Origin of the sequence: Streptomyces sp. BPTC-684, from assembly GCF_030028635.1 — a bacterium.
Lineage (GTDB): Bacteria > Actinomycetota > Actinomycetes > Streptomycetales > Streptomycetaceae > Streptomyces > Streptomyces noboritoensis.
In genome coordinates, this window is sequence record NZ_CP124863.1 from 3,068,418 (window position 1) to 3,093,750 (window position 25,333).

Here is a 25,333-nt window from a genome sequence, read left to right on the forward strand (position 1 = left end):
AGGGGCGCTTTTAGGGGCGCGGGGAACTGCGCGCTCAGCCCCCACCGGGCCGCAGACGAAGGAGCGCCCCACTCCGCGAAGCGGGCCGCCGCACGCGCGCCGCGCAAGCCGACGGTGGGCGGCCACCCACGAGAGGCCCGGGCCGACGCAACCCCGCCGAACGGGTGGGCGGGTGGGCTAGGTGGCGGGGGACGCGATCGCTCGCGCCGCGCGGACCTCCTGACGGAGGGGGGACAGGACGCTTTCCTCCGGCCCCGTCAGGGACGCCCGTACCTCCACGAGGGTGGAGGAGGCGCGGAGCCCGTCCGCCGGCGCCCGCTGCGAGGAGCGGCTGCCCGAGCTGCTCGCCACCACGCTCCTGGTGTGGTTGCAGTCCCATCGGGGCAGTGCTCCCGAGGTGGCGGATCGGCTCGCGCTGCACCCGCAGACCGTACGCCAGCGGCTGCACCGCATCGAGAAGCTCTTCGGGTCCGCGCTCGACGACCCGGACGCCCGCTTCGACCTCGAAGTGGCCCTGCGATTCCGGTTGTTGGGTCCGGAGCCCGGCGTGTCCGGGGCGCGGCCGCCCGCGATGCCGTAACGTCGCGCGGTTGCTCCCCGCGACGGGACGTTCGCGTCCGGTAGACCCCTTTGCGACCTGTTTACCCCCCATGTCACTCGCGTGGCGGAACGCCGAACCTCCCCTTAGCGTGAGGAAGGGCCGCGTATCCCCTCGTAAGGAGACGTATGCCATGGGTCGCCACACCAAGGACGCCGTCGAAGAGGGCAGGGCGGAACGGATAGCGGCCGCTTCGGCACCGGAGGAGAGTGCCGCAGCGGCCGGGGCGAGTTCCGACGGACAGCCCCTGCGCGGCGGGGGCGCGGCCACGGCCGCCGCCGCTGCCGCCGGTCGCACCGCCCATCCCGGCGCCGCCCACGAACACCGCTGGCTGGTCCTCGCGGTCATCGGCGTCGCCCAGCTGATGGTGGTGCTCGACGCCACCATCGTGAACATCGCTCTGCCCTCCGCGCAGAGCGATCTCGGCTTCAGCGACGGCAACCGCCAGTGGATCGTCACCGCGTACGCCCTGGCCTTCGGCTCGCTCCTGCTGCTCGGCGGCCGCATCGCCGACCTGGTGGGCCGCAAGGCCGTCTTCCTGACCGGTCTGATCGGCTTCGCGGTGGCCTCCGCGATCGGCGGCGCGGCGCCCAGCTTCACGGTCCTCGTCATCGCCCGCGCCCTCCAGGGCGTCTTCGGCGCGCTGCTCGCACCGGCCGCGCTCTCCCTGCTCACCACGACGTTCACCGACCCGAGGGAGCGCGCCAAGGCCTTCGGGATCTACGGCGCCATCGCGGGCACCGGCGGCGCGGTGGGCCTGCTGCTCGGCGGACTGCTCACCGAGTACCTCAACTGGCGCTGGTGCCTGTACGTGAACCTCATCTTCGCGGCGATCGCCTTCCTCGGCGCCCTGCGCCTGCTCCACCCGGGAGCCCCGGCCGACCGCCCGAAACTGGACATCCCCGGCACGGTCCTCGTCTCGGCGGGCCTGTTCTGCATCGTCTACGGCTTCTCCAACGCCGAGAAGCACTCCTGGAGTTCGGTCCAGACCTGGGGTTTCCTGGCGGCGGGTGGAGTCCTGCTGATCGCGTTCGTGCGGTGGCAACTGCGCGCCGAGCACCCGCTGTTGCCGCTCCGTGTGGTCCTCGACCGGGACCGAGGAGCGTCCTTCCTCGGCATGTTCATCTCCGGCGCCGGGATGTTCGGCGTGTTCCTGTTCCTCACGTACTACCTGCAACAGATCCTTCGCTACTCGCCCGTCAAGACCGGACTCGCCTTCATCCCCATGGTTGTGATCATGATCGCGACCTCGGTGATCGCCCAGAACAACTTCGTGCCCAAGATGGGTGCCAAACCGATCGTGCCGCTGGGCATGGGTCTTGGCGCGGCGGGGCTGGTGTGGATGACGGCCCTGGACGTCGACAGCACGTACGCCGCGCATGTCCTGCCGCCGCTGCTGGTGCTGGGCGCCGGTATGGGTCTGATCTTCGCCCCGGCGATGAACCTGGCCACGGCGGGGGTCGCCGCGCACGACGCGGGTGTGGCCTCCGCGATGGTCAACACCAGCCAGCAGGTGGGTGGTTCGGTGGGTACGTCGCTCCTGAACACCCTGGCCACGAGCGCCGCCAGCAGCTATCTGGTCGGCAAGCAGCCGACGCCGCAGGTCCTGGCGAAGGCCCAGCTGCAGAGCTACGCGACGGCGTACTGGTGGTCGGCGGGCTTCTTCGCGCTGGGGCTTCTGGTCACGGTGATCCTGTACCGCAAGGGCCCGCCCCACCCGCACCCGACGGAGGGCGGGGACGCGGGCCCGATCCATATGTGAGGGCCCCCACCCCGCCCCTTCCCGAAAGCCCTCTGGCGGGCAGCCGGGTGCTTCGTCTGCGGACCGTGGCGGGCTGGCCGCGCAGTTCCCCGCGCCCCTGAAAGCGCCCCTCCGGGCCGCCCCGGGGATTGCCGCGCAGCGGCATCTAAGGGGCGCGGGGAACTGCGCGACCAGTTGGGGACGGCCCGCAGACGACCGACGATTTTAGGGGCGCGGGGAACTGCGCGACCAGCTCCCGCCGGGCCGCAGACGACGAACAAGCCGCCGCGCAGCGGGCCCGGCCTCAGACGAACAGGAACGCCGACGCCGTCGCCGCCCCAAGCGCCGCGCCCGCGACCGTCTGCGCCACCGTGTGATAGCTCAGGGCCACACGGGACCAGCAGACCGCGACGGTCAGGGCGTACAGGAACAGCCAGCGCGCCTCGTGCTGGACCGCCGCGAGCAGCGCGACCACCGCCGACGCGACGGACGCGTCCACCGAGATCTTCCAGACCGTGTTCACCGCGAGCAGCCCGATCGTCATCACCCACAGCCCCAGCATCGCCGCGAGGATGCCGACGGGCGCGTCCCCGAGGACCATGACCAGCGAGCCGGTGCCGATCGAGCCGAGGATGACGAAGAAGATCGGCGCCCGCTTCGTACGGTCGACCACGTGCCGGTCGCCCCAGGTGCCGCGCCCCCGCTCCCACTCGATGTACCCGGCCGGGATCAGCCCCGCGCACAGCGCGCCGAGGAGACCCCACAGCAGCCCGGTCCAGTCGCCCGCCGCCGCGAGCCCGATGCCGAGCATGCCGACGAGGAGGCAGTTGCGGGGCTGGAGGACGTTGGTGACGGCGAGGGCGACGGGGCGCCGGGCGGGGTCGTCGAGCCCGGTGGTGCGGCTCTCGATGGTGGGGGTCACGCGGAGGTCTCCTGGGCCTGGGGCCGCGTCGAGGCCAGGACCTGACGGGCGCGGTCGTGCGGAATCGTCTTGTACGCGGCGGCCACCCGCACCAGCCAGGCGACCTCGCCGTCCTGGTCCGTGGCGTGCTGCGACTCGATGGCCGCGGCCCGGCCCGCGGCGGCGCCGTCGGCCTTGGCGGCGAGCGCGGCCTTGATCCAGTGCGCGTCGGCGAGCGGCCCGGCCGCCTCGGACCCGGCGGCCCGCTTGGCGGCGTCCAGGAGCTCGTCCGGCACGTAGTGGCGCAGCTTCTCCACCGCGTCCGCGATGTCCGCGGCCCACCGGTCGATCCGCAGGTCGGCCGGGGTGTCGAAGCGCGTCAGCTCGCGCAGCAGCGGCGCCGGCGGCTCGAACGGCTGGTCCGGGAAGGCCGTCATCAGCTCGTACCAGAGCGGGTGCAGCCGCGCCTGCGCCCGCCACAGCCGCACCCGGCGCCAGCCCTTGCTGAACGCGGGGATGGACGCGCCCAGCGCGAAGAACGCGAACAGCACGATCTGCGAGGCCTCGGTGATCTCGTCGAAGTGCCGCGCGAACGACTTGCTCGGCTGGTCGATCACGCTCACCCACAGGAACAGCGTCCGGCTGAGGGTGTAGGCCACGCCGATGAACATGGCGAACGTCATCATGCCGAGCCCGACGCGCAGGTGCCGCGCCTGCGCGTTGCCGGTGGCCAGCGCCCACTGGTAGGCGCAGACGGCCGAGGAGGCGCCCAAGTACAGGTAGAACACGCTCATGTAGAGCGTCGCGCCCCACTGCCCCGCGTGGTCCGAGACGAACCGGTCGGAGGGGACGGAACGGTCCACGACCGTGAAGAACAGCACGGTCAGCAGGATCAGCGTGGCCGCGGACGCCTTGGCGGCGACCCGCTGCACGGTCCGCGCGAACCGCACGTGCCGGGGGATCGCGCCCTCGTCCGGGAAGTGGCCGTAGATCGCCACGATGTAGCTGAGGATCGCCAGGATGGCGATGGTGGCGGTGTAGTGCTTGATGAGGACGGCGAGGTCGGTGACCTCACTGTCGTTCAGTGTGATCCGTACGAACTTGGTCTTGGTCCACAGGGCGACGGCGAACCCGGCGTAACAGCCCCACAGGGCGCGCCGGCGCTTGTCCTCCTCGTCGCCCCACAGGGCGGCGGGCATGCGCCACAGGGCGACGGCGGTCATCAGCGCGGCTATGAGATAGCCGGCGAGGTCGAGCGGAGTCATTCGGGGGGATTCCTCGGGGGCAGGAACGGGGGCGGGTTTCGGCGGCCTTGGGTGGGGGCCGCGGGGGATTCAGTCTCTGCGAAAGATGTTCAGGCCGCGGCGGCGGTGGGCGACCGGCCGGGAGAGCGAGTTGGCGAGCCGCCCGACCATGTCGTCGCTGGTCACGTCCATGGCCATCCGGGGGATGAGGGAGGCCCCGAACTCGGCGACGCGCTCGTCGTGGGTGTCGTACTGGGCGCGGGCCTGGACGGTGGCGCCGGAGCTGACGACGCGCTGGATGAGCGAGGTGTCGAACATCGGCAGCAGGGCCCCCAGCGCGTCGGCGTCCAGGCTGGTGCCGTGGTCGAACCACTCGTGGCACAGCTCGTGGAGGATGACGTGCTGGGTCTGGTAGTCGGTGGGGCGCTTGCGGTAGAGGACGAAGCTGGTGTTCCCGGCCTTGAGCCGGAGCCCGCAGGCGGCGTTGACCCGCGCCAGCCGGTCGGGCAGCTCCCGCAGCACGATGGTGCGGCCGCGGGCCTGCTCCATGTTCGCGACCAGGCCCTCGATGCTGAACGGGGCGGGGATCGGCAGGTCGGCGAGCCCGGCCTCGCACTCTCTCCGCAGCTCGCGCATGGACATGGAAGCCTCTGGGTCCCTCGGGGCGTAGTCACGCGTTCGTGCGTATGGACATGCGATCGATCGGCGCATCTTAACGAACGGGAGTGAATACGGGGGGTGCGGCGGGGCGAGGAGTCGAAGAGGCACCGCTAGGAGTCGAAGAGGCGACGCTAGGAGTCGGCCCCGCTGTCCTTCTTCTCTTCGAGGAGCGACAGGGCGAACTGGAGGAGCTCGGCGGAGAGGCCGTCGTCGTCGAGCCCGCGCCCCGCGATGCCGCTGATCTCGCCCGTACGCCGCTTGGCGAGGAACTGGAGTCCGGCCACGACGTCGTCGACGACCTCGGACTCCTCCTTGAAGAACCGCCAGTCGACACCGAAGCCGAGCCCGAGCGCCTTGAGGATGTCCTCGGAGGGGTGGGTGACCTTGCCCGCGAGGATGTTGGAGAAGTAGCTGTGGGAGAGGTGCCCGCCGCGCTCCTTCACCAGGTCGGAGAACGCGCGCCCCGAGACGTTCTCGCCGGGAAAGGTCTTCTCGACCATGTAGGCGACCTTCTGCTGAAGGGTCGTCAGCTCAGGAGTGTCTTCCATCGGATCCCCACCCCGTCTGGTCAGAACTGGGCTTGCACAAATACTCTACGCCACTGTTAACTCGAAAAAACACGGGCAGGGGGCCACGAGGGGAGTCCCTTGCCCGTGTGAAGGCCCCGCCATGCCCGAAACCGGGCAAGGTGTGCATACGGCTGTGCTCGCACATAGATGTAGCCCTTCGCGACGGGGGATGCACGAAGGGCTACCCATACATTATGACACCGAGTCAGGCGTCAAGGACAGTCGCCCCGCCGATAGCGCATGCGTACGTGCGTACGCAGCCGCCCACCTCCGCTGCGGATCGCGTCGATAGCAGATGCACAGCCACCCGATCCCGACGAGGGCGCAACGGGCGTACGGGGGAGCCGAGTTAAGCGTGACCCAGGAAAAGTAAACTGGGGCGAATGAGCACCCCCGCGCAAGGAACCACAGCAGACCGGCAGAGCCCGGCGTCCCCGGCCCGCCTGGTCCGGGAATTCCACACCACGTTCGGCCTGGACGCCCGTACGACTCCCACGGAGGTCCCCCCGGACCTCGCCGCCCACCGCCGCGACCTCCTGGTCGAGGAGGCGGCCGAGGCGGCGGAGGTCTCGGTCGAGGGCCCCCTGGACCACCTGGCCCACGAACTGGCGGACGTCGTGTACGTGGCGTACGGCACGGCCCTGGTCCACGGCATCGACCTGGACGCGGTCATCGCGGAGATCCACCGCGCCAACATGACCAAACTGGGCCCCGACGGCGTCCCCCTCCTCCGAGCCGACGGCAAGGTCCTCAAGGGCGACCACTACCGGGCACCGGATGTGGCGGGGGTGCTGCGGGGGCAGGGGTGGGAGCGGGGTGAAGGGGCGGAGGGCTGAGGCCCGGGCGGGGGCCGGGCGCAGTCCTCAATCAGTCGTACCGACCGCCGCCTGGGCCATCGCCACGAACCGCCGTATCAGCGGGTGTCCGCCCTGCTGCGGATAGACCAGGTTGAGGGGTACGCGCGGGGCGTCGGGGACCGTGAGGAACGAGACGAAGGGGTGGATGTGCTGGCGTCCGACGAACTCCGGCACCACGCCCACGCCTTTGTTCGAGGCGACGGCCTCCAGCCACTCGTCGAAATTGCGGCAGACGACCGAGACACTGGGGCGGCGGTCCGACGGCCAGTCGGCCAAGTCGGTCGTCCCGCTCACCTCGTTGAGCACGAGCCGGTGGTCGGCGATCTCCTGCCAGCGGATCTCCTCCTGCCCGGCGAGTTCCGAGCGCGTCGACACCGCCACGATCCGTCGTTCTCGCAGCAAGGTGACGGACCTCATGTTGGCGGCGTCTATGCGCCCCCTGAGGATCGCCAGGTCGGCGTCGCCGCGGTCCACTCCCGCGAGCTTCGCGTCATGGCGGTGGACGCGTACCGACATCCCGGTCTCCGCTTCGAACGAGGCGATGACCTCCTGCGTCCATCCCGTGGGAAAGCCCCAGGCGAACCCCACGCGAAACACGTCCTCGTGGGCTTCGGGCCGCAGCGCGGCCTCCAACCGGGGGATGATGACGCGGAGTTGGTCATAGAGATCCTCACCGGCCGGGGTGAGGGCCACCTGGCGCGTGGTCCGTTCCAGGAGGCGTCGGCCGACCAGTTCCTCCAGGCGTCGGATGTTGCGACTGAGCGTCGGCTGGGACACGTTCATCCGCTTCGCGGCCCGGGTGAAATGCTTCTCGTCTGCCAAGGCCAGAAACCCGCGCAAGTGATGCAGCTCGATACTCATGGACAGCAGCATATGTAATGCCGCGAAGGGACCCTTTACAGCGTCGGACGGCACTTGGTTGTGGGCGCGCACGGTACCTGAGTCATTTCTCCCAAGGGTCCCCAAGGGTCATCGGGGAGTAATCGAACCTCACGGAGGGAACGGCGAAGTCCGGGCTCTCGGCGGCGCGTCGGTGCGGGAGACCAGGTCCCGCACCGACGCGCCGCCCGTCCGGGCTTCAGTCCCGGTACTCCGCGTCCGTCACGTGTTCCTTCCATTCGGTGGGCCCGTCCGTGACGGCTATGTGCGTCATGAACGTGTTCGGGCCCGCGCCGTGCCAGTGCTCTTCGCCCGGGTGGCAGACGACCGTGTCGCCCGCCCTGATCTCCTGGCGCTCGCCGCCCCGGTACCCCACGACTCCCACACCCTCGGTGACGTGCAGGACCTGTCCCGCGGGGTGCCGGTGCCAGGCGCTGCGGGAGCCGGGCGTGAACAGCACGTTCCGCACTTCGGTGTTGGCGGTGGCGCCGATGCGCGGCCACAGCCACACATCACCGAAGAAGCGGTCCTCGGGCCCCTTGATCGCGTCTCCGGGGTGACGGATGACATCCACAGTACGAACTCCATTTCTTTTCGATTCATGCTTTTTACGTGGTGAGCAGTGATGCGATATCAGCTCTGCGCGGCCTTGGCCGTCTCGGCCTTTCCCGCGAGCGCGATCAGCGCGGACGCGGCGAGTGACACGATCGCCAGAACCGCGTTGGTCGTACTGAAGGCGTCCCGCGGATCGCCGTTCCCTTCGACGAGACCCAGATATACGGTCCCGAACACCGCCACACCCATGGTTCCGCCGACCTGGAGCGTCGTGTTGAACAGGCCGCTCACATCCGGCGCGTACCGGGCTTCGACGGAATCCGTCAGGCGGGCCAGCGTCCCGCTGAACGCCGCGCCGTAGCCGACGCCCCCGATGCCGAGGAGGACGATCAGCCAGCCGGTGCTCTGCCCGCCCGCCGCCACACCGGCGAAGGCGACCGCCATCAGCAGGCCGCCGACGGGGGCCGCGAGCTTTCGGATGCGCGGCCCGGTCCGGCCGAGGACAGGCCCGACCAGGGCGAACGTCGCCACCCACGCGATGGGGATCAGGCCCGCGTAGACCGCGCTCTTCCCGAGCCCCTGCTGAAGGTAGATCGCGAGGACGAAAAGCAGCGCGAAGTAACCGGCCCGGGTGGCACCTTGGGACACCAGGGCCAGCGCGATCTGCCTGCGGGCGAGCAGCGCGACGTTCATCAACGGGTCGCCGCCGCGCCGCGCGATGCCCCGCTCCACCCCGACGAACAGGGCGAAGACCGGCACGGACGCGATGAGGCAGAGCCACGTCCACAGCGGCCAGCCCTCGTCCTGCCCCAGCACCAGCGGTGTCACCAGCAGGAACAGGGCGAGCGAAAGCAGCCCGACGCCCCGCAGGTCCAACTTCTTCTGCCCCGTGCTCTCGTCGGCGGGCAGGAAGGTGTACGAGGTGAGGAACAGGGCGATGCCGATCGGCACGTTGATCAGGAAGATGGGGCGCCAGCCCATGCCCAGGATGTCGGCCGACACCAGGACGCCGCCGAGCGCCTGTCCGATGACGGAACTCATGCCGAGGACACCGGTGTAGGTGCCCAGGGCCCGTCGGCGCGCGGCGCCCTCGAAGTTGACCTGAATGCCCGTCAGGACCTGCGACACCATCAGCGCGGCGCCGAGCCCCTGCACGACCCGGGCGCCCACCAGGGTGGTGCTGTCGGGTGCGAGCCCGCACGCGAGCGAGGACAGCGTGAAGACGGCGAGCCCGAACAGGTAGGTCCGGCGCCGCCCGCGCACCTCCCCCAGCCGTGCCCCGGTGATCAGCAACATCGCGTACGCGAGCGTGTATCCGGAAACGATGAGTTCCAGTTCACCGCCGGACGCGTGCAGGCGATCGCGGATCGAGGGGATCGCGACGTTGACGACGGCGATGTCCACGTTCCCGAGGAACATGCCGCCGAGCAGGGAGATCAGCAGCCAGGTCGGCCGGCGCCCGTCCGGTCTGGATGCGCCTTGCTCGGTCCCGGCTCGCGCTTGGTCATGTGCAGGAGACGTCTTCAAGGAATCCACATCCAGGACTGTAGCTACTAGTATGTACAGTCCGCAACGTGAGGCGCCGCAGACCGCTCACCGGCCTACTGGACGGCGTCCCGCTGGACCAGCTGGAACTGGATCCCGTTCGAAGTCCCGGGCTCCGTCCACGCGTTGAGGTTCGGGCCGACCGGGACGGGCTCGCCGGTGGTGAGCTCGATGCCGAGGCCCTGGACCGCCCGCATCATCTGGGACACGTCGTCGACCTCGACGCCGATGTGCTCAAGGCGGGCCTGGTTGCCGTCGCCCAGCCTGCGCTGCCGGGCCTCCGGAGTCGTGGGCTCGATGAGCTCGATCCGGCCGTCCCCGCAGTGGTAGAACGCGATCTTCACGTTCCGGGCCGGTACTTCCTCGGCCCGTTCCAGCCGCATTCCCAGGCTTTCCAGGAACGCCCTCGCTTCGGTGATGTCGTCGACGACCACACCGATGTGGTCGATGCGCTTGAACATGTCCGCCATGTCCGCCTCCTGATGCGTGTGCTGTTATGCGTTTTCTTTGGAGAACTTGTTGTGCAGACCGGCCATTTGCGGCAGGTTCGACATGTTGAGCAGCAGCAGATCCGTGTCCGCCCCGTGGTTCTCGAAGTGGTGGACGTGCCACGCCGGAATCAGCACGATGTCGCCGTCGCCGAGGGCGACCGTCTCGTCGGTCTCGTCGAATACGAGGACGCCCGATCCGGACCGTACGAAATAGAGATGCCACCAGGAATGCGTGTGCGGCGTGGTGCGGTCACCGGGCCGTACGGACTGGAAGGTCATCGACGTCCCCGGAATGACCTCGTGGTCGCCCCCGGGCGCGGCCAGCGTGACCGTGCCGTATTCCGTGTGCTCGGCCGCTTCGATTTCCTTGGCCAGGGTCTCCCACGGCCATACGACCGGGTCGGGCCGGTCCTGCACATGGCGCTTACGAAATTCCGGGTAGGGAAACTGACTTCCGCTCCGCACCGGCATGCTCGTCCTCCTGGCTGGTGTCGTACAGGTGCTGGATGTGCCCGACCATGCCGCGTACGGCGGCGTCGGCGTCGAGGGTGAACTGCGAGGTCATTCCCTGGCGCGGCAGCGCGTGGGTGTAGAACCGCGGCCCCTCGACGAGATAGCCGACCGCCCATGCGGTGCGGAGCGGCTCGCCCGCCGCTGTGATCGGCCGGCCCTGCTCGTCGATGTCGAGCCCGCCCGGCTCGAACGGGCCGTTCGCGTAAGGGCGGACGAGGCCGCGCCCCAGGAGTCCGTTGACCAGCGGCGACCTGTCGTGCTCGGGGTGGAACGCGTCGAGCCGGGCGACGACCAGGGCGTCGGCGTGGCGGATCTCGGGGCCGTCCGGGTAGTCGGTGCGGACGGCGAACCGCGCCGCGTCCCGGTCGAGCACCAGCCGCCCCCCGGGACCGCCGGCCAGGTCCACGATCCCGGCCCGCAGCAGCGCCAGGAGCTGGTAGTTGCGGTGCCGGGGCGGGCCGAACGAGACCCGGTTCATGACCGGCACGTACGTGGCGTTGAAGGTCCGGTGGGACGCGGGCGTCAGCCCGGAGAACTCGACCGCCTCCCGCAGACTCGCCCGGGTGTCGCGGATGACGTCGGTGGCGGCCTTCAGGGGGCTCGTCGTGTTGCCCAGCTCCGCGTGCTCCAGGTCGCTTTCGACGTAGTCCACGAAGAACTTGGTGAACGCGCCCTGGTTCGCGAAGTCCCGGCCGCCCAGCGGGTCGAGGATCTCCTCGACCACGCGGCGGTCGGCCGCGGTGAGCTCGTACTCCTCGGGCGGAATCGAGCGCTGCTCCTGCGCGGCGCGATAGGCGTAGCCCATCTCGCGCAGCAGGAGCGGAAGGACGTCTTCGGTGAAGTCGAGCCGGGAGTCGCCGCGCTGTGCCGCCCGCTCCCGCGCCCGCCGTACCGCTTCCTTGGTGAAGAACCGCGGCCGGTGTGCTCCGGTGATCCCCTTCTGGTTCACCCCGCGCGCGCTGAAGGGCAGGCACTGGCGGGAGAAGAGGAGGATCTCGGGCTCGCGTCCCGAGGGGCGGTACTCCATGGCGTGGCCGGAGCCGTGGAACGTACCGCCGCGGCCGACCGTGAGTTCGGAGATGACGTCGTGCGCGGTCAGTCCGAATCCCTGGACCGCGACGGTCGAGCCCGGGTCGATCGCCTGGAGCCGTTCGACCGGATAGGGAGTGGAGCAGTACGCGAGCGACGGGTTGCGGTCGGCGTTGTCCCGGGCGAACTCCTCGTACGCGAGGTCCTCTTGGGTCGGGATCCGCTCGCAGTGTCCGGTGGTGAGGAAGACGTAGTCGCCGGTGAGGGCGAAGCCCTTCTCCAGGTGGACGACGAAGCGGTCGCCGTCCGTCTGCTCGATGTCCACGGCCCGGTCGCGGTGGTGGACCACCCGCACCTGCGGCGGCAGGGAGCCGACCGTCTGGTCGAACACCCAGCTGAGGTAGGCGCCGAGGATCTGCCGGGGCAGATAGGCGTGTTCGCCCAGCGGCTCGCCGGATTCGCCCCCGGTCGGGTGGTACGCGCCGTCGAACTCCCGGTACCCGGCGGACTGCGCCCACTCGGTGAACGAGGGGCCCCGGGCGTCGGCGAACATCGTCACCTGGCTGGCGACGGTGTTGGTCAGCAGGTGGGAGGGCTGACGTGCGGAGTGCGTGCCCTGGCCGCCGTCGCCGGGGTCGATGAGGTGCACGTCCAGCGTGCGCCCTTCGGGCAGCTGGTCCGCGAGTTCGGAGATCCGCTGGAGAACGCTCAGGCCGCGCGGGCCCACACCGACGACGGCCACCTGGAGCGCCGTCATCGGACCGCTCCACCGGCCGCCGCGGCGGCCTCCAGGCCGTCGAGCGCGGGCTCGTGGAGGCGGACCCAGTCGGGCGCCCCCGGGAGCGGCGGGAACCGCCGGGCCACCTGGGGGTCGTGGCCGGGGATGATGTGGTCGTCGCCGTCCGCCAGCGCCTCGATCCTCTCGTACCCCTCCAGCATCGGCGTGAGGTGGTCGAGGATGGGGAACGGGCTGCGCAGCCGGATGTTCGCCCACAGATGCGTGGCGTCGCTCGCCAGCACGACCCAGCCCCGCGCGGTGGGGACCCGGACCACCTGGGTGCCCGGCGTGTGTCCCGGAACCTGATGCACCGTCACGCCGGGGATGATCTCGGCTTCCCCGCGGTGCAGGACGAGCTGGTCCTCGAAAAGACCCTGGACCGCCGTCTTCACGTTGACCGGCTCGAAGGGCTTGCGGACGACGTGGTGGCGCATAGCGGGCCCGGTGCAGAAGCGGAGTTCGTCCTCCTGCAGATGGATCCGGGCGTGCGGGAACCGGTCCAGGTTGCCCGCGTGGTCGTAGTGCATGTGCGTGATGACCACGTCCGAGACGTCCTCGGCCGCCACGCCGAGATCGGCCAGCGCGTCGACGGGGCTGCGGAACAGGGTGCGTCCCCGGCGCCGCGCCATCTCCTCGTTGAACCCGGTGTCCACGAGCAGGAAGTGCCGGTCGTCGCGGATCACCCAGAGGTAGAAGTCCATGGGCATGTCGCTGCCCGGGGTGAACTGGCCCTCGTCGACAAGGAAGTTGTCCCGCGCGGGCCGGTCGGCGTGCGTACCGAACCGGAGCGCCAGGACCTCGTACACCGGATGCGTGTCCTCGGCCATGCCCCTCACGCCCCCACGAGGTCGAGCGGCTTGCCGAGCACGGACGGGCCGTCGGCGGACGGCTCCTCCTCGAAGGGGAACCTGGCCTCGCCGAAGGCGGGTTCGAGCTGGTCGAACCAGGTCGCGGCGGGGTCGAACTTGGCGTAGAAGGGCTGCCGGACGAGGCCGCCGCGACGCGCCTGGAGGAGTTGCAGGGCGAAGACCTTCTCGCCCCGGATCGTCGGCACGCCGTCGATGAGGACCTTGCCGGGGAACGCGCTCATCGACGGCCCGCGCACGGTGCGCGAAAGGCCGGAGACGCCCGCGTAGGCCGTGCGGAAGATGTCGTACGCCTCGACCAGCGGCAGCTCGAAGTAGGAGCGCGCGCCGGTGTCCCGCTCGACGAACATGTAGTACGGGATGGCGCCCAGCTTCACGCCCGTGGTCCAGAGCTCGTGCCAGGCGGCCGGGTCGTCGTTGATGTGCCGCAGCACGGGGGACTGCATGCGCACGACGGCACCGGTCGCGGTGATGCGGCGCAGGGCGTCCTGTGCGATGGCGGGGCGCAGCTCGGCCGGGTGGTTGTAGTGGCCCATCAGCGCGAGGTGCTTGCCCGCGCCCACGACGCGCTCGAACAGGCGCAGCAGGTCGTCGGCGTCCACGTCGCTGACGAAGCGCTGCGGCCAGTAGCCCACGGCCTTCGTGCCGATCCTGATGTTCTGGACGTGGGCCAGCTCGGGCACCAGGAGCGGTTCGAGGTAGCGCTCCAGATTGGCCGTGCGCATGATCATGGGGTCGCCGCCGGTGATCAGGACGTCGGTGACCTCGGGGTGCCGCTTGAGGTAGGCGGCGAGCCCCGCCGCGTCCCGGGCCGCGAAGTGCAGGTCGTCCTCCCCGACGAACTGCGGCCAGCGGAAGCAGAAGGTGCAGTAGGCGTGGCACGTCTGACCGGCGCTCGGGAAGAAGAGGACCGTCTGGGCGTACTTGTGCTGGATTCCGGGGACGACCTCGCCGTCCAGCTCCGGCACGTTGTGCGTCAGCTGGCCGGCCGGGTGCGGGTTCATCCGCGAGCGGACCACGTGGATCTGCTTGGCCAGCTGCTGCTTGTCACCCGACCGCAGGAGATCGCGCAGGGTCGCGAAGTCGTCCGGGTCGAGCATGCTCTGGTGCGGGAAGTTGAGCCGGTAGATCGGGTCGTCGGGGATGCGGTCCCAGTCGATGAGTTCGTCGAGCACGTACTGGTTGGTCCTGAACGGCAGGACGTGGGAGACGACGTCGACCGCTTCGCGCAGGTCGTGCGGTATGCGCTCCCATTGCGGCGCCTTTTTGATCGACGACCGGTTGTAGGGCTTGTACTTGATGGGGGTGGAATCACCCATGAGGATTCTCCGTCCGGAAGGCGGAAAGTGGGGGACGGCGGCTGGGCCCCGACGGGACAGACCGCCGGTTGACGGGGGTGGCGCGAGCGTGGAGGCTCCCGCGCATTTCTGCTTCTCCACGCCCGCGCGGCCAGGTGGAACCCGGCCTGTGGGCAACCCTCGCTCGCCGTTCGAAAAGCTATCCGGAGGAATTGCGAGGTGGGAAATAGGCTGAGCGGCCCACTTATTCGGCGAGCGCATGAATGGATCTATGTGTCATATGAATCAATCGTTCGCGCCACGCATTGATGGATTTGCCGTCGGCTTAGGATCGGCAACTGCCCGAGCAGAAGACAACAGAAGAAGTGGGGCTCTCGTTGAACGGTCGGCTCAGCGTCGGCATCGTGGGGATGGGGCCGCGTGGACTCACCGTCCTGGAGCGGCTGTGCGCCAACGCGGCGGTGGATCCCGGGGCCCGTCCGGTGACCGTGCACGCCATCGACCCGGCCCCGGCGGGTGCGGGCAGGGTCTGGCGGACGGACCAGTCCGCGCACCTGCTGATGAACACGGTCGCGGAGCAGATCACGGTGTTCACCGACGCGAGCGTCTCCTGCGCCGGCCCGGTGGTGCCGGGACCCAACCTGTATGAGTGGGCGACCCTGCTCGCCGTCGTCGGCGAGGCCGAGGGATACCCGGACGACGTCGTCGCGCAGGCGCGGGCGCTCGGCCCGAACTCGTACCCCACACGCGCCCTGTACGGGCGGTACCTCCGGTGGGCCTTCCGGCGGACGGTGGAGACCGCGCCGCGACACGTGACGGTACGGGTCCACCGGGACACGGCGGTCGAGCTGGGCGAGCAGGGTGCGCGGCAGGTGCTGCGGCTGGCGGGCGGCGACCGCCTGCTGCTCGACGCCGTGGTCCTCGCCCAGGGCCACGTTCCGGCGGTGCCCGCGCCCGGCCCGGCGGCGCGCCACATCAGGCCGGGCAACCCCGCCGACGTGGACCTCGACGCGATCGCTCCCGGGGAGCCGGTGGCCCTGCGCGGTCTCGGGCTCACCTTCTTCGACTACTTGGCGCTGCTCACCCAGGGCCGTGGCGGCGTGTTCGAGGAGCGCGCGGACGGCCGCCTCGACTACCGCGCCTCGGGCCGGGAGCCGCGCCTGTACGCGGGCTCCCGCCGGGGCGTCCCGTACCGGGCACGCGGTGACAACCAGAAGGGCCTGGGCGAACGCCACGAGCCGGTGCTGCTCACGGCACGGACGATCGCCGCGCTGCGGGAACGCGCCGCCTCGCACGGCGATGTCCGCTTCCGTAGGGACGTATGGCCGCTGATCGCGCGGGAGGTCGAGATCGTCTATTACCGGACGCTTCTCCGGCAGCGCGGTGAATCGGGCGAGGCCGTAGAGGAATTCCTGCGGTGCTGTCTGCTGGGCCGCGCGGGCAGCCCGCTGGACGAGAAACTGCTGCGGCGCCACGGAATCGAGGAGCGCGACCGCTGGAGCTGGGAGACCGTGGAGACTCCTTATGGCGGGCAAGCGCTGCGCGGGCCAAGGGAGTTCACCCACTGGCTCGTGGAACACCTGGAACGCGATGTCGCGCGCGCACGCGGAGGCAATGTCGGGGATCCGGTGAAATCCGCTCTCGACGCCCTGCGCGACCTGCGGAACGAGATACGCCAGGTGGTCGATCACGCGGGGCTCACCGGGGACTCCTACCGCGATGAACTGACCGGCTGGTACTCGCCGTTCAACGCCGCGCTCTCCATAGGCCCGCCCCGGTGCCGCATCGCGGAGATGGCCGCACTGATCCGCGCGGGTGTTCTGGAGCCGGTGGGGCCGGGGATGCGAGCGACGCCCGGGGCGTCATCCGGCTTTCTCATCTCGTCCGTGGTGCCGGGGCCGCCGGTGCACGTCACCACCCTCATCGAGGCCCGCATCCAGGACCCGGACGTCCGCGCGACCGCCGATCCGCTGCTCCGGGGCCTCCTCGACACGGGCCGGGCCACGCCGTACCGCCTGCCCAACCCGGACGGCGTCCCTTACGAGACCGGGGCGCTCGCGGTGACGGAGCGGCCGAGCCGCCTCCTGGACGCGTACGGGCGGGCCCACCCCCGCAGGTTCGCGCTCGGCATCCCCACGGAGGGCGTGCACTGGGCGACGGCCGCGGGCGTACGGCCGGGAGTCGACTCCGTGTCGCTGGGCGACGCGGACGCGGTCGCCCGGGAGTTGCTCGGTTGCGGGGCGGTACGGTCCGCGGGCAGGGTCGAGGTGAATGCGTCGTGAGCGTGCTCGTCCGTACGGAGGGGCGTGAAACGGCTGCCGGGGCGATCCGTCCACAGGCGGGGCTGTCCACCGCCTCGCGCGTCGCGGCGGTCACCGTCCTCACCTCGCTGCCCGTGTTCCTGCCCGGCGCCGCGAACGGCCTGATCTGCGCCGAGCTCGGCTGGAGCCCGGTGCGGATGGGGGCCGTCCTGGCCGTGTACTGGCTGGCGTCCCTGTCGGGCGCCTTCGTCAGCAGACGGGCCGCGCTGCCGCCGGTGGTGGAACGCACCCTGTCCATCGCGCTGTTCGCCACCTGCCTGGGGCTGCTCACCGCGGCGGTGGCTCCGGCCGTGGGCCTGTGGATCAGCTCGGCAGTCGGGGGCTACGCCTACGGCTACACCCAGCCCCACACCAACGCGCTGCTCATGCGGCGGTGCGCGCCCCGGCTGCGCGCGTTCGCCTTCGGCCTGAAGCAGGCCGCGGTGCCGACCGCCACGCTGCTCGCCAGCGTGGCGATGCCCATGCTGGCGGGAGCAGGCGGCTGGCGGCTGGTGTTCGCCGGGACGGCTGTGCTGTGCGGCGCGGGCGGCGTTTTCCTCGTACGGCAGGGCATGCGGCACGGCATACGGCCCGGCCACTCGGGTGCGCGGCACCCGGCGGCGACACGGGACCGCGGTGCCCCACTGCGCGTGGGGACCTTTCTCGTGGCCCTCAGCTGCGCCGGCTTCTTCGGCGCCATGGTGGGGAACGGCCTGGGCGGCTTCCTGGTGCTCGCGCTGACGACACGAGGGGTGTCCCTGTCGGCCGCCGGAGCGGTGGCGACCGCGGGCGCCGCGCTGAACATCGCCGTCCGCCTGGCCATGGGGTGGCTGGTCGGCAGGGTGCCCCAGGTCGCCTGGGCGGCCTTGACGGGGCTGTTCCTGACGGGCGCGGCGGGTACCGCGCTCCTGACCCGGCCCGGACTGGGCGCGATCACTGTGGGCGCCCTGCTCGCGTACGGCGGCGGCTGGGGCTGGGCGGGCCTGCTGCACTACGCCATCGCCCTTCCCTACGCCGGGCAGGAGCAACGGGCAACGGCGTACAGCCAGATGGGCGTGTCCCTGGGGGCGGCCACCGGACCGTTGATGTGCGGACTGCTGTTCCAGCTGGGCCCGGACGCCGCCTGGTGGGCGCTGACGGCCGCCGGATCGGCCGCGGGGGCCTGCGTCCTCGTGGCGCGCGGACACGTCGGGCCCCGCCCGGACGCCGGCGTCAGCCCCGCCCGGCGTCGGCCGCGAGATTCGCCACGACCTGCTTGACCCCGTCGATCGCCTGCCGGAACGCCGCCGGGTCCTGATGGGCGCGGGCCAGGGTGTACCCGCCCTGCACCGCCGCGATGATCAGCGACGCCATCACGTCGGGGTGGGTGTCGGGCCGCAGCTCACCGGTGCGTACGCCGTCCGCGAGCACGGCCGCCAGACGCCCCTCGACCCAGGTGAAGAACTCCGCGGCGGGCGCGCGCAAGGTGTCGTCGTTGACGACGTCGTGATCCTGCGTCAGACGTCCGATCCGGCACCCGGCGAGCGGGTCCCGCTCCAGGTCGAGAAAGGCGTTGATCCGCGCGACGGCCGGCCCTTCACCGGCCAGCGCATCCTCCGTACGGGACCGGAGCTGATCGCTCATCTGGACCATGGCAGCCACCGCGAGCTCCGCCTTGCCGGAGAAGTGGTGGTACATGCTCCCCTGCCCGGCCTGCGCGCGCTCCAGGATCATGGCCGGGCTCGTACCGGTGTACCCCCGCTCCCAGAGCAGATCGGCCGCGGCCCGGGTCAGTGCGTCCTTCTTACTCATGCAGCGAGTGTACCTACCACTCCTTACACAGCGCGGCCCGGACAGCGAAGAAGACCCGGACAGCAAAGAAGACAGAGCCGATTCCTGCTGTCCGAAATGTTTCCGCGAGCCGGTGGCACGGGGATACAGTCCGGCCAGTGGCGGATCGGGGGACCCGGGGAGGCGCCGAAATGCTGGAGATCGTGGCGGTCGGTGCGCTGGCCTCCTTCCTCACCGCGGTGGGCAACGGCGCGGCCGGCGAGATGGGCAAGCAACTGCTGCTGTCGACGGGCGCGCTCGCGAGAAGGGCGACCGGACGGGAAACCCCGCTGCCGGCCAGTCGCGAGGACTGGGAGTCGCTGGCGGCGCACGTACATGCCCGTCTGGGTGACGACCCACGGCAGGTCGAGGAGTGGTCACTGCTCCTGCGGAGTTTCCCGCAGCCCGGGGCGGAACTGCCTGTCGGGGCCGGACTTCCTCCCGCTACGCGGCACTTCACCGACCGCGACGAGATCCTCCGGCAATTGAGACGAGAGGCGACCCGCCCCGCCGGAGGCCGGCCACGGGTCGCGCTGCTGTACGGCCCTGCGGGGATCGGCACCACCGAGGCGGCCCTGCGCTTCGGTGCCACCTCCCAGGCCCGGTTCCCCGACGGACAGTTCTACGTCGATCTCCGCGACGGCTCCGGAGAACTCGGGCCGACTCCGGCGGCCGTCCTGCTGCGCCTGCTCCGGCGGATGCATGTCGCACACGACCGGATTCCGCCCACCGAGGCGGGTCGGGAACAGCTCTATCGGCGGCTCACCGCCGGTCGCCGGGCGATGGTGGTGATCGACCACGTGTCCTCGATCGCGCAGGTCCGCGGTCTCGTTCCGGCCACCCCCGAGGTCTTCCTGCTGGTCGTCGTGTCCGGTTCGTCCTTCCCTCTGGAAGCGGAGCTCGTGCCCGTGCCCCGGCTGAGCGACCGGGACGCGCTGAAGATGATGGGGAAGATCGCCGGCCGGGAGAGGATCGCGCGTGCCAGGCCGCGGATGCCGGACGTACTGGCCCACTGCGCGGGCAACGCCTTCGCCCTCAGGACGACGGCGATGCGCCTGCTGGAGGAGGACACGGAGCTGGAGTTCCCGGCCCCGGCGACCCAGGCGCCGGGGAGCGATCCGGTGCGCGCCATCGCCCGGGCCGGCTGTCGCCGCGTCCGTCCGGAGACGGCTCGGCTCTGCCGGTTGACGGCCCTGGGCGGCTGGCCGTCCGTCACCGCCCACCTCGCCGCTGCCGCGGCGGGTGTCGCCGAGGAAGAGGCCGCTCAGCTGCTGGCCGAAGCGGCGGCCGCCCAGCTCCTGGAGCCCCTGCCCGACGAGCGCTACCGGTTCCGGCCCGAGGTGCGCCGCTATCTGGCGGACACGGCGGGATCGGAGCACGGGATCCCCGAGTGCTCCACAGCGGTCGCCCGAACCCTGGAGGCCCTGCTGAACCGAGCGCTCCACGCGGCCCACGCGGCTCTTCCCCAGAGCTGGCGAACCGAGCCGGCGCCCCCACGCGGGGCGGCGTACCGCAGCGAAGCGGAAGGCGTGGCGGCGCTGGCGGCCGAGGTGGGCAACCTTGTCCGTGCCGTGCTCCTGGCCCGGGAGTACGGGCACACCACCACCGCGCTGCGCCTGGCGGGAGCCCTCTGGCCCCTCCACCTCAAGGCCGGCCACTGGGACGAAGTCCTGCCGGCGCTCCGCGTCGCGGCCCGCTGCGCCGACGAGCACCGGCCGGGATCCCGGATCGCGGGCGCGCTGCACTTCCAGCTCGCCCACTGCCTGGGCGAGCTGGGCCGGTGGGAGGAGGCGGACCGGGAGGCGGATGCCGCCACCAGGGCCGAGCGCGAGGCCGGGCACCTCCGTGGCGAGGCGTCCTGTGTGGAGCTGAAGGGCCTGCTGAACCTCTACCGCTGGCGGTACGAGACGGCGTACGAGCGGTTCGTCGAGGCGGAAGCCGTCTACGGCAGGATCACGCCCGGTCAGGAAGGCGCGGAGGACCTGCCGCGCGCCCTCGCCCTGTCCCGGCGCCACCGGGGGCGGGCGCTGCGCGGCATGGGACGGTTCGACGAGTCGCGCGTCCTGCTGACAGCCGCGGCGGAATTCTTCGAAGAGCGGGGAGAGGCGTACAACAAGGCCCGCGCCCTCACGGACCTGGCCGAGACCTTGCACGACGCGGGCGAGAACACCGGGGCACTGGCGAGGATCACCGAGGCCGAACGCCTCCTCCCGCCGACCGCGGTCCCGCACCTGGGGTACCTGGCCGTCCTACGGCTGCGCTGCGAGGTCGCCGGGTAGTTCCGGCTCCACCACCGGCTCCACCACCACCGGATGCACGCCGCCCGCCGCGTGCATCCGGAGCGTGATCCCGCCAGGTGGCACCGTGGCGCCCACGGCGAGCCACGCGGCGAGCGAGGACGCGTACGCCGCCGGGTCGGCGTCCGCCCCCGTTCCGGCCGTCAGACGGAACACGCCGTGGTCCCGGGCCCGGACGGTGCAGGTGTGCGGACCTGTCACGTACGCGGCGACCGGGCAGTGCGGATACCGGCGCAGCACCTCGGCGGTCCAGACTTCCGGACCACCGAGTCGGGGATCGTCCGGCTGCCCGTCACGCGTGATCACATCGGCCTGCTCCAGGCTGCCGGGGTCCAAGCCGTCCTCGTGGACGGCGAGGTGCGCGTCCCCGTCGACCCGGTACGGGCGTCCCGTGGAGCGCTCGATCACGACCTCCGACCCCCGGACACGTGCCCACACGTGCAGGGGGGCGGTGCGTCGTGGCGGGTCGTACGCCGGCAGCGGCAGTGGTTCCAGAAGTGCCGGAGCCGTGGGCTCCGGAAGGTCCATCAACGTGTAGAAGTGCCTCCGCAGCAGGGCTGCCGAGGCTCCGGGAGCCGAGGTGGCGAACTCGGCCGGCGCGGTGAGCGGGCGGTGCTCGGCCAGCACCTTCTCGACCTGCTCCCGCAGGAGGGCGTGCGGATCGAGTCGTGGTGCGTTCCGTACGAACGACGCGAGCGGCGCGTCGGGGTCCAGCCTGTCCTGTGCGGCAGCCGCCAGCATCACGGGGAGGCCCAGAGCCGCGGCGTAGTAGGAGACGGCGCCGAAGTCACCCAGAACGACGTCCGCGGCCATGAGGGCCTGCCGCCAGGCATGCACGGGGTCGATCAGGGCCAGTCCGCTACGCCGGGCCTGGTCCAGCCAGGCCCGGATCTGCCCCGGGCCGTGCCCGTACCAGATGTTCGGGTGGAGGACCGCCGCCAGTCGGTACTCGTCGGCCGGCAACTCGGCCGTGAGGCGCGGGAGCAGGCTCGGCAGGACGTCCTGCCCGCCGCCGTTCCCGAAGAAGCCCTCCGGGTTCCAGGTGGAGTTCAGTACGACGAGCCGCTGCCCGCGGCGTACGCCCAGGGAGCGCCTGAACCGTTCGCGGTAGGGGCGGGCGGCCAGCATCCGGTCGAAGCAAGGGTCTCCGGCCAGTACCGCCGCCTTCTCGGCCTCGGGGCACGCGCGGCGCAATCGCGCCAACTGCTCGGGGTGGGACAGGACGAGACCGTCCACGAACGTCTCGCCGTCCGCGAGGAGCCACTCCGACGACAGCCCGAACGTCGGCTCCCGGCTCCCGGCTCCCGGCTCCCGGCTCCCGGCTCCCGGCCTGGCCAGCTTCTTAGTGTATCCCGCACCATGCGACAGAACGCTCAACTTGCCTTGAATCGCGTGGAGTTGTCCCCCGAAGCTGGCGGAGACCGCCAGGTCGACCGGCAGGGACCGGGCCTGCTCCCACGGCAGCACGGGCAGTTCCAGCTCGGCGAACAGCTCGGGGAGTCCCGCCCGGAACGCCGAGGACTCGGTGGAGGTCACCAGCAGCTGTACGCGGAAGTCGTCATGGAACAGCGGCAGGATGTCCAGGAGGCGTCCGGCAGAGGTGACGTTGTGCGCCACCAGCAGTACTTTGCGGCTGGTCGACCGGCTGGTCCACAGACGGGAGTCTTCGCCGACCGGGACCCTCACCGCCATGGGGTCGGCTGCCCCCATGCGTCACCTCCTGCCGGCTGCCCAGCGCCCTCGCTGCCTGCGGATCACCTTAGCCGTGCGGCCGCGTACGCCCGCCTTCGGGCAACGGCCGAATCGGTCTGGACAACAAACAACCCCCAGGCCGCTGACCTGGGGGTTAAAGCTGGAGCGAGTGACGGGAATCGAACCCGCGCTCTGAGCTTGGGAATCGCGTGGGGCTTGGGGCGACTGTGCCGTTTGACCTGCGTAAACGCCTTAGGTGCGGGGTGATCGGCAGAGCGGGGGCGCACCCGTGATGACCGCTGTTTACCGGCCTGGCTGGCATGTAGTGGCACGGGGTGAGTGCTTGATTGGGCCGGGGTGTTCTGGGGGGGGGCGGGGTTCGAGGTGCTCAAGCAGCCAGGGAGGCCGGGACCGTCTGGTGTTTGCGGCTGTGTCGATGGCTGTTGAGGCGGATTCCGTTCACGCGACAGCTTTGTCAGAGCCTCCCCCGCGCCGTACCATCCGCCGGTGATGACACCCCGCTACCCCGCCAAGCCACGTCCGGGCGATCGGATCGCGATCGTGTCCCCGTCGGCCGGGCTGCCCGCGCTCTTCCCGCTGCCCTACGAGCTGGGGCTGCGCAGGCTGCGCGAGGAGTTCGGGCTGGAGCCGGTGGAGTACCCCACGACGCGTGCGGCCGGGGCGTCGCCCGAGGCGCGCGCGGCCGATCTGCACGCGGCGTTCGCGGATCCGACGATCGCGGCGGTGATGGCGAGCATCGGCGGCGACGACCAGATCACTGTGCTGCGTCACCTCGACCGCGACCTGCTGCGGGCGAACCCCAAGCCGTTCTTCGGGTTCAGCGACAACACCAATCTGCTGCTCGCCCTGCACAACGCGGGCGTTGTCGCTTACCACGGTGCCTCGGTGATGACCGAGCTCGGCCGCCCCGGCGCACCGCACCCGCTCACGGTGGACTCGCTGCGCGCCGCGCTCTTCTCGCACGGCCCCTACGAACTCGTCCCGGCCGCCGCGTACCGGGACGTCGACCTGCCCTGGGAGGACCCGGAGTCGTTCGCGGGCGAGCCGGAGACCGTGCCGGGCGGGGGTTGGAGCTGGTACCGGGCGGACCGGGTGGTCGAGGGGCCGGGCTGGGGCGGCAACATCGAGGTGCTGTCGTGGCTGCTCATGGCCGACCGGGAGATCCTGCCGCCCGACGCGTATACGGGCCGGGTGCTGTTCCTGGAGACCTCCGAGGAGATGCCCGAGGCGGAGGAGGTGTACCGGATCCTGCGCGGTATGGGTGAGCGCGGGCTGCTGGAGAGGTTCGGCGCGCTGCTGATGGGACGCGCCAAGAGCTGGTCCTTCGCCCGCCCGCTGGATCGGGAGGCCGGTGCCCTCTACCGTGCGGAGCAGCGGGCAGCCGTGCTGCGTGCCCTCGACGCGTACGCTCCCGAGCTGACCGTCGTCTTCGACGTGGACTTCGGCCACACCGACCCGCAGCTGGTACTGCCGGTGGGCGGTGCGATCCGGGTGGACGGTCCGGCGCGGAGGATCACCGTCACGTACTGAGCCGGGTCGCACGCCGACGGGCGGTGGGGAGGCCCGCACCGGTTCCCGTCGGCACCGAGGGCGCCCCGGCCCAGCAGTGCCCGGGTGTGCCGGGCCGGTGTCTGCGGGTGCATCAGCCGGGCATCGGCGGCCAGGGCGGCAGACCCGGTGATCAGGGCCACCTCGCAGCCGCGGCTTCCACTGCGGGACGCGGCAGTCCAGCACGCCGCGCGGCGTCAGGCCTCCCCTTCGCCCAAGGACTGGGCGAGCAGGTGGAGGCCGGGGGACTGCTGTGTGGAGACCTCATCCCGCTGAGCCTGGCGCGCGGCGGCGACGAGCCGCTCGGCGGTGAGCCCGGGAAGCTCCGAAGCGAGATCCTTGAGCAGTTTGTCCGCAGCGGCCAGCAGTCCCGCCTCGTCGATCGGGCGCTGGCCGGTGGGGGTCTTGCCCAGCAGGAGGCTCTGGGCCGATCGGGTCAGGTCCTGCACGCCGATGTCGCGGACCGTGAAGGACAGATGGACCGACAGGCCCGTGTCACCGGTGGCGCGATGGGCGAAGCCGCGCGGAATGTACATCACCTGTCCTTCTTCCAGGAGCGGCGACAGAAGCGGCGGGCCCGTCTCGGGGGTCGGGCCCGGGTTCCAGCGCGCGTCCTCGGGGCCCGCATGGATGTACCACTGCTTGGAACCGTTCAGCTGGACCACGAACACGTCGGCATCGTCGCGGTGCAGGCGCAGTCCCTGTGCGCCGGGGGGCGTGACGAAGAAGAATGCCTCGACCTTGCGTCCCAGGTCCTCCCCGAGCCGACGGGCGAATTCTGCGGTCCCGGCGTGCCACTGTTCCACGCACCGCAGGATGAGGGTGCCTCCGGCGTCGAGCTGGGCCCGAATCGCGGTCGCGTCGGCGTAGCCGGGGCGGGTGACCCGGTTCACGGAGCGGCTGCGGGTGTACGCGCTGAGCGGGATGATCCGGTCGGTTCGGACCATCTCGACGTAGGGCGCGTGGAGCACGCCTGCGGCCAGGGCAGCATCGACCTCCTCCAAGGTGAGCACGCCGGTGGGGCCGGGGCCGCCGGGCAGGACTGCGGGCCGGCGGCGCCAGTGCTCCTGCAGGAAGCTTTCCGTCTCCCCGATCAGATCGACCAGTCCTGCTGAAGTCATGAAACGTTTCTCCATACTCAG

The 25,333-nt window shown here is 70.9% G+C and carries 20 protein-coding genes and 2 pseudogenes; 7 read left to right on the plus strand and 15 right to left on the minus strand.

The window, feature by feature from the left end:
- Positions 1-343: 343 nt before the first annotated feature.
- Positions 344-580 (plus strand): annotated as a pseudogene (locus tag QIY60_RS13675) (helix-turn-helix domain-containing protein); the annotation flags it as partial.
- Positions 581-731: 151 nt separating this feature from the next.
- Positions 732-2,360: an MFS transporter gene (locus tag QIY60_RS13680; RefSeq protein ID WP_283142667.1), complete on the plus strand. Its 1,629-nt coding sequence runs from the start codon at positions 732-734 to the stop codon at positions 2,358-2,360.
- A gap of 283 nt (positions 2,361-2,643) precedes the next feature.
- Here QIY60_RS13680 and QIY60_RS13685 read toward each other — a convergent pair whose 3' ends face one another.
- From QIY60_RS13685 to QIY60_RS13700, 4 genes and pseudogenes are all read right to left on the minus strand, one after another.
- On the minus strand, positions 2,644-3,249 hold the full coding sequence (locus QIY60_RS13685; protein ID WP_283145918.1) for a hypothetical protein: 606 nt from the start codon (positions 3,247-3,249) through the stop codon (positions 2,644-2,646).
- An 8-nt stretch (positions 3,250-3,257) separates the two neighbouring features.
- Entirely contained in the window at positions 3,258-4,505 is a 1,248-nt protein-coding gene (locus QIY60_RS13690) for an MAB_1171c family putative transporter (protein ID WP_283142668.1), read from the minus strand.
- 69 nt (positions 4,506-4,574) lie between these two features.
- The gene (locus QIY60_RS13695; RefSeq protein WP_283142669.1) at positions 4,575-5,126 is read right to left on the minus strand and encodes a toxin; all 552 of its coding nucleotides are present in this window, start codon (positions 5,124-5,126) and stop codon (positions 4,575-4,577) included.
- Positions 5,127-5,275: 149 nt separating this feature from the next.
- Positions 5,276-5,765 (minus strand): annotated as a pseudogene (locus QIY60_RS13700) (hypothetical protein).
- Positions 5,766-6,096: 331 nt separating this feature from the next.
- Here QIY60_RS13700 and QIY60_RS13705 point away from each other — a divergent pair.
- A complete protein-coding gene (locus QIY60_RS13705; RefSeq protein WP_283142670.1) occupies positions 6,097-6,549 on the plus strand; it encodes a MazG nucleotide pyrophosphohydrolase domain-containing protein in 453 nt (150 codons plus the stop codon).
- A gap of 27 nt (positions 6,550-6,576) precedes the next feature.
- Here the strand turns inward: QIY60_RS13705 and QIY60_RS13710 are convergent, their stop codons facing one another.
- From QIY60_RS13710 to QIY60_RS13745, 8 genes are all read right to left on the minus strand, one after another.
- Entirely contained in the window at positions 6,577-7,503 is a 927-nt protein-coding gene (locus QIY60_RS13710) for a LysR family transcriptional regulator (RefSeq protein ID WP_283142671.1), read from the minus strand.
- Between the two features lie 145 nt (positions 7,504-7,648).
- The gene (locus tag QIY60_RS13715) at positions 7,649-8,023 is read right to left on the minus strand and encodes a cupin domain-containing protein (protein ID WP_283142672.1); all 375 of its coding nucleotides are present in this window, start codon (positions 8,021-8,023) and stop codon (positions 7,649-7,651) included.
- A 59-nt stretch (positions 8,024-8,082) separates the two neighbouring features.
- Positions 8,083-9,540, minus strand: coding sequence for an MFS transporter (locus QIY60_RS13720; protein ID WP_283142673.1), 1,458 nt, complete (start codon positions 9,538-9,540; stop codon positions 8,083-8,085).
- A gap of 65 nt (positions 9,541-9,605) precedes the next feature.
- A complete protein-coding gene (locus tag QIY60_RS13725; RefSeq protein WP_283142674.1) occupies positions 9,606-10,019 on the minus strand; it encodes a VOC family protein in 414 nt (137 codons plus the stop codon).
- 24 nt (positions 10,020-10,043) lie between these two features.
- Positions 10,044-10,511, minus strand: coding sequence for a cupin domain-containing protein (locus tag QIY60_RS13730; RefSeq protein WP_283142675.1), 468 nt, complete (start codon positions 10,509-10,511; stop codon positions 10,044-10,046).
- Positions 10,465-12,339 carry an FAD/NAD(P)-binding domain-containing protein gene (locus QIY60_RS13735; RefSeq protein ID WP_283142676.1) on the minus strand — a complete coding sequence of 625 codons (1,875 nt, stop codon included), beginning with the start codon at positions 12,337-12,339 and terminating at the stop codon, positions 10,465-10,467. The genes QIY60_RS13730 and QIY60_RS13735 overlap by 47 nt, the downstream gene beginning before the upstream one ends.
- On the minus strand, positions 12,336-13,187 hold the full coding sequence (locus QIY60_RS13740; protein WP_283142677.1) for an N-acyl homoserine lactonase family protein: 852 nt from the start codon (positions 13,185-13,187) through the stop codon (positions 12,336-12,338). The genes QIY60_RS13735 and QIY60_RS13740 overlap by 4 nt, the downstream gene beginning before the upstream one ends.
- A gap of 5 nt (positions 13,188-13,192) precedes the next feature.
- Positions 13,193-14,545, minus strand: a complete 1,353-nt coding sequence (locus tag QIY60_RS13745) for a lysine 2,3-aminomutase (protein WP_283142678.1) — start codon at positions 14,543-14,545, stop codon at positions 13,193-13,195.
- Between the two features lie 356 nt (positions 14,546-14,901).
- Between QIY60_RS13745 and QIY60_RS13750 the strand changes: the two genes are divergently transcribed.
- Both QIY60_RS13750 and QIY60_RS13755 read left to right on the plus strand, forming a co-directional pair.
- Positions 14,902-16,806: an FAD/NAD(P)-binding protein gene (locus tag QIY60_RS13750; protein ID WP_283142679.1), complete on the plus strand. Its 1,905-nt coding sequence runs from the start codon at positions 14,902-14,904 to the stop codon at positions 16,804-16,806.
- A complete protein-coding gene (locus tag QIY60_RS13755) occupies positions 16,803-18,083 on the plus strand; it encodes an MFS transporter (protein WP_283142680.1) in 1,281 nt (426 codons plus the stop codon). Before QIY60_RS13750 ends, QIY60_RS13755 begins: the two co-directional genes overlap by 4 nt.
- On the opposite strand, the gene QIY60_RS13760 is transcribed toward QIY60_RS13755, so the two are convergent.
- Positions 18,037-18,615: a TetR/AcrR family transcriptional regulator gene (locus tag QIY60_RS13760; protein WP_283142681.1), complete on the minus strand. Its 579-nt coding sequence runs from the start codon at positions 18,613-18,615 to the stop codon at positions 18,037-18,039. The genes QIY60_RS13755 and QIY60_RS13760 overlap by 47 nt on opposite strands.
- Before the next feature lie 170 nt (positions 18,616-18,785).
- On the opposite strand from QIY60_RS13760, the gene QIY60_RS13765 reads away from it, so the two are divergent.
- Entirely contained in the window at positions 18,786-20,912 is a 2,127-nt protein-coding gene (locus QIY60_RS13765; protein WP_283142682.1) for an ATP-binding protein, read from the plus strand.
- On the opposite strand, the gene QIY60_RS13770 is transcribed toward QIY60_RS13765, so the two are convergent.
- The gene (locus tag QIY60_RS13770) at positions 20,883-22,640 is read right to left on the minus strand and encodes a hypothetical protein (protein ID WP_283142683.1); all 1,758 of its coding nucleotides are present in this window, start codon (positions 22,638-22,640) and stop codon (positions 20,883-20,885) included. The two genes, QIY60_RS13765 and QIY60_RS13770, sit on opposite strands and share 30 nt — an antisense overlap.
- A 492-nt stretch (positions 22,641-23,132) precedes the next feature.
- Here QIY60_RS13770 and QIY60_RS13775 point away from each other — a divergent pair, with 492 nt between their 5' ends.
- Positions 23,133-24,173, plus strand: coding sequence for a S66 peptidase family protein (locus tag QIY60_RS13775; protein WP_283145919.1), 1,041 nt, complete (start codon positions 23,133-23,135; stop codon positions 24,171-24,173).
- Between the two features lie 215 nt (positions 24,174-24,388).
- Here the strand turns inward: QIY60_RS13775 and QIY60_RS13780 are convergent, their stop codons facing one another.
- Positions 24,389-25,312, minus strand: a complete 924-nt coding sequence (locus QIY60_RS13780) for a cupin domain-containing protein (RefSeq protein ID WP_283142684.1) — start codon at positions 25,310-25,312, stop codon at positions 24,389-24,391.
- Positions 25,313-25,333: the final 21 nt, after the last annotated feature.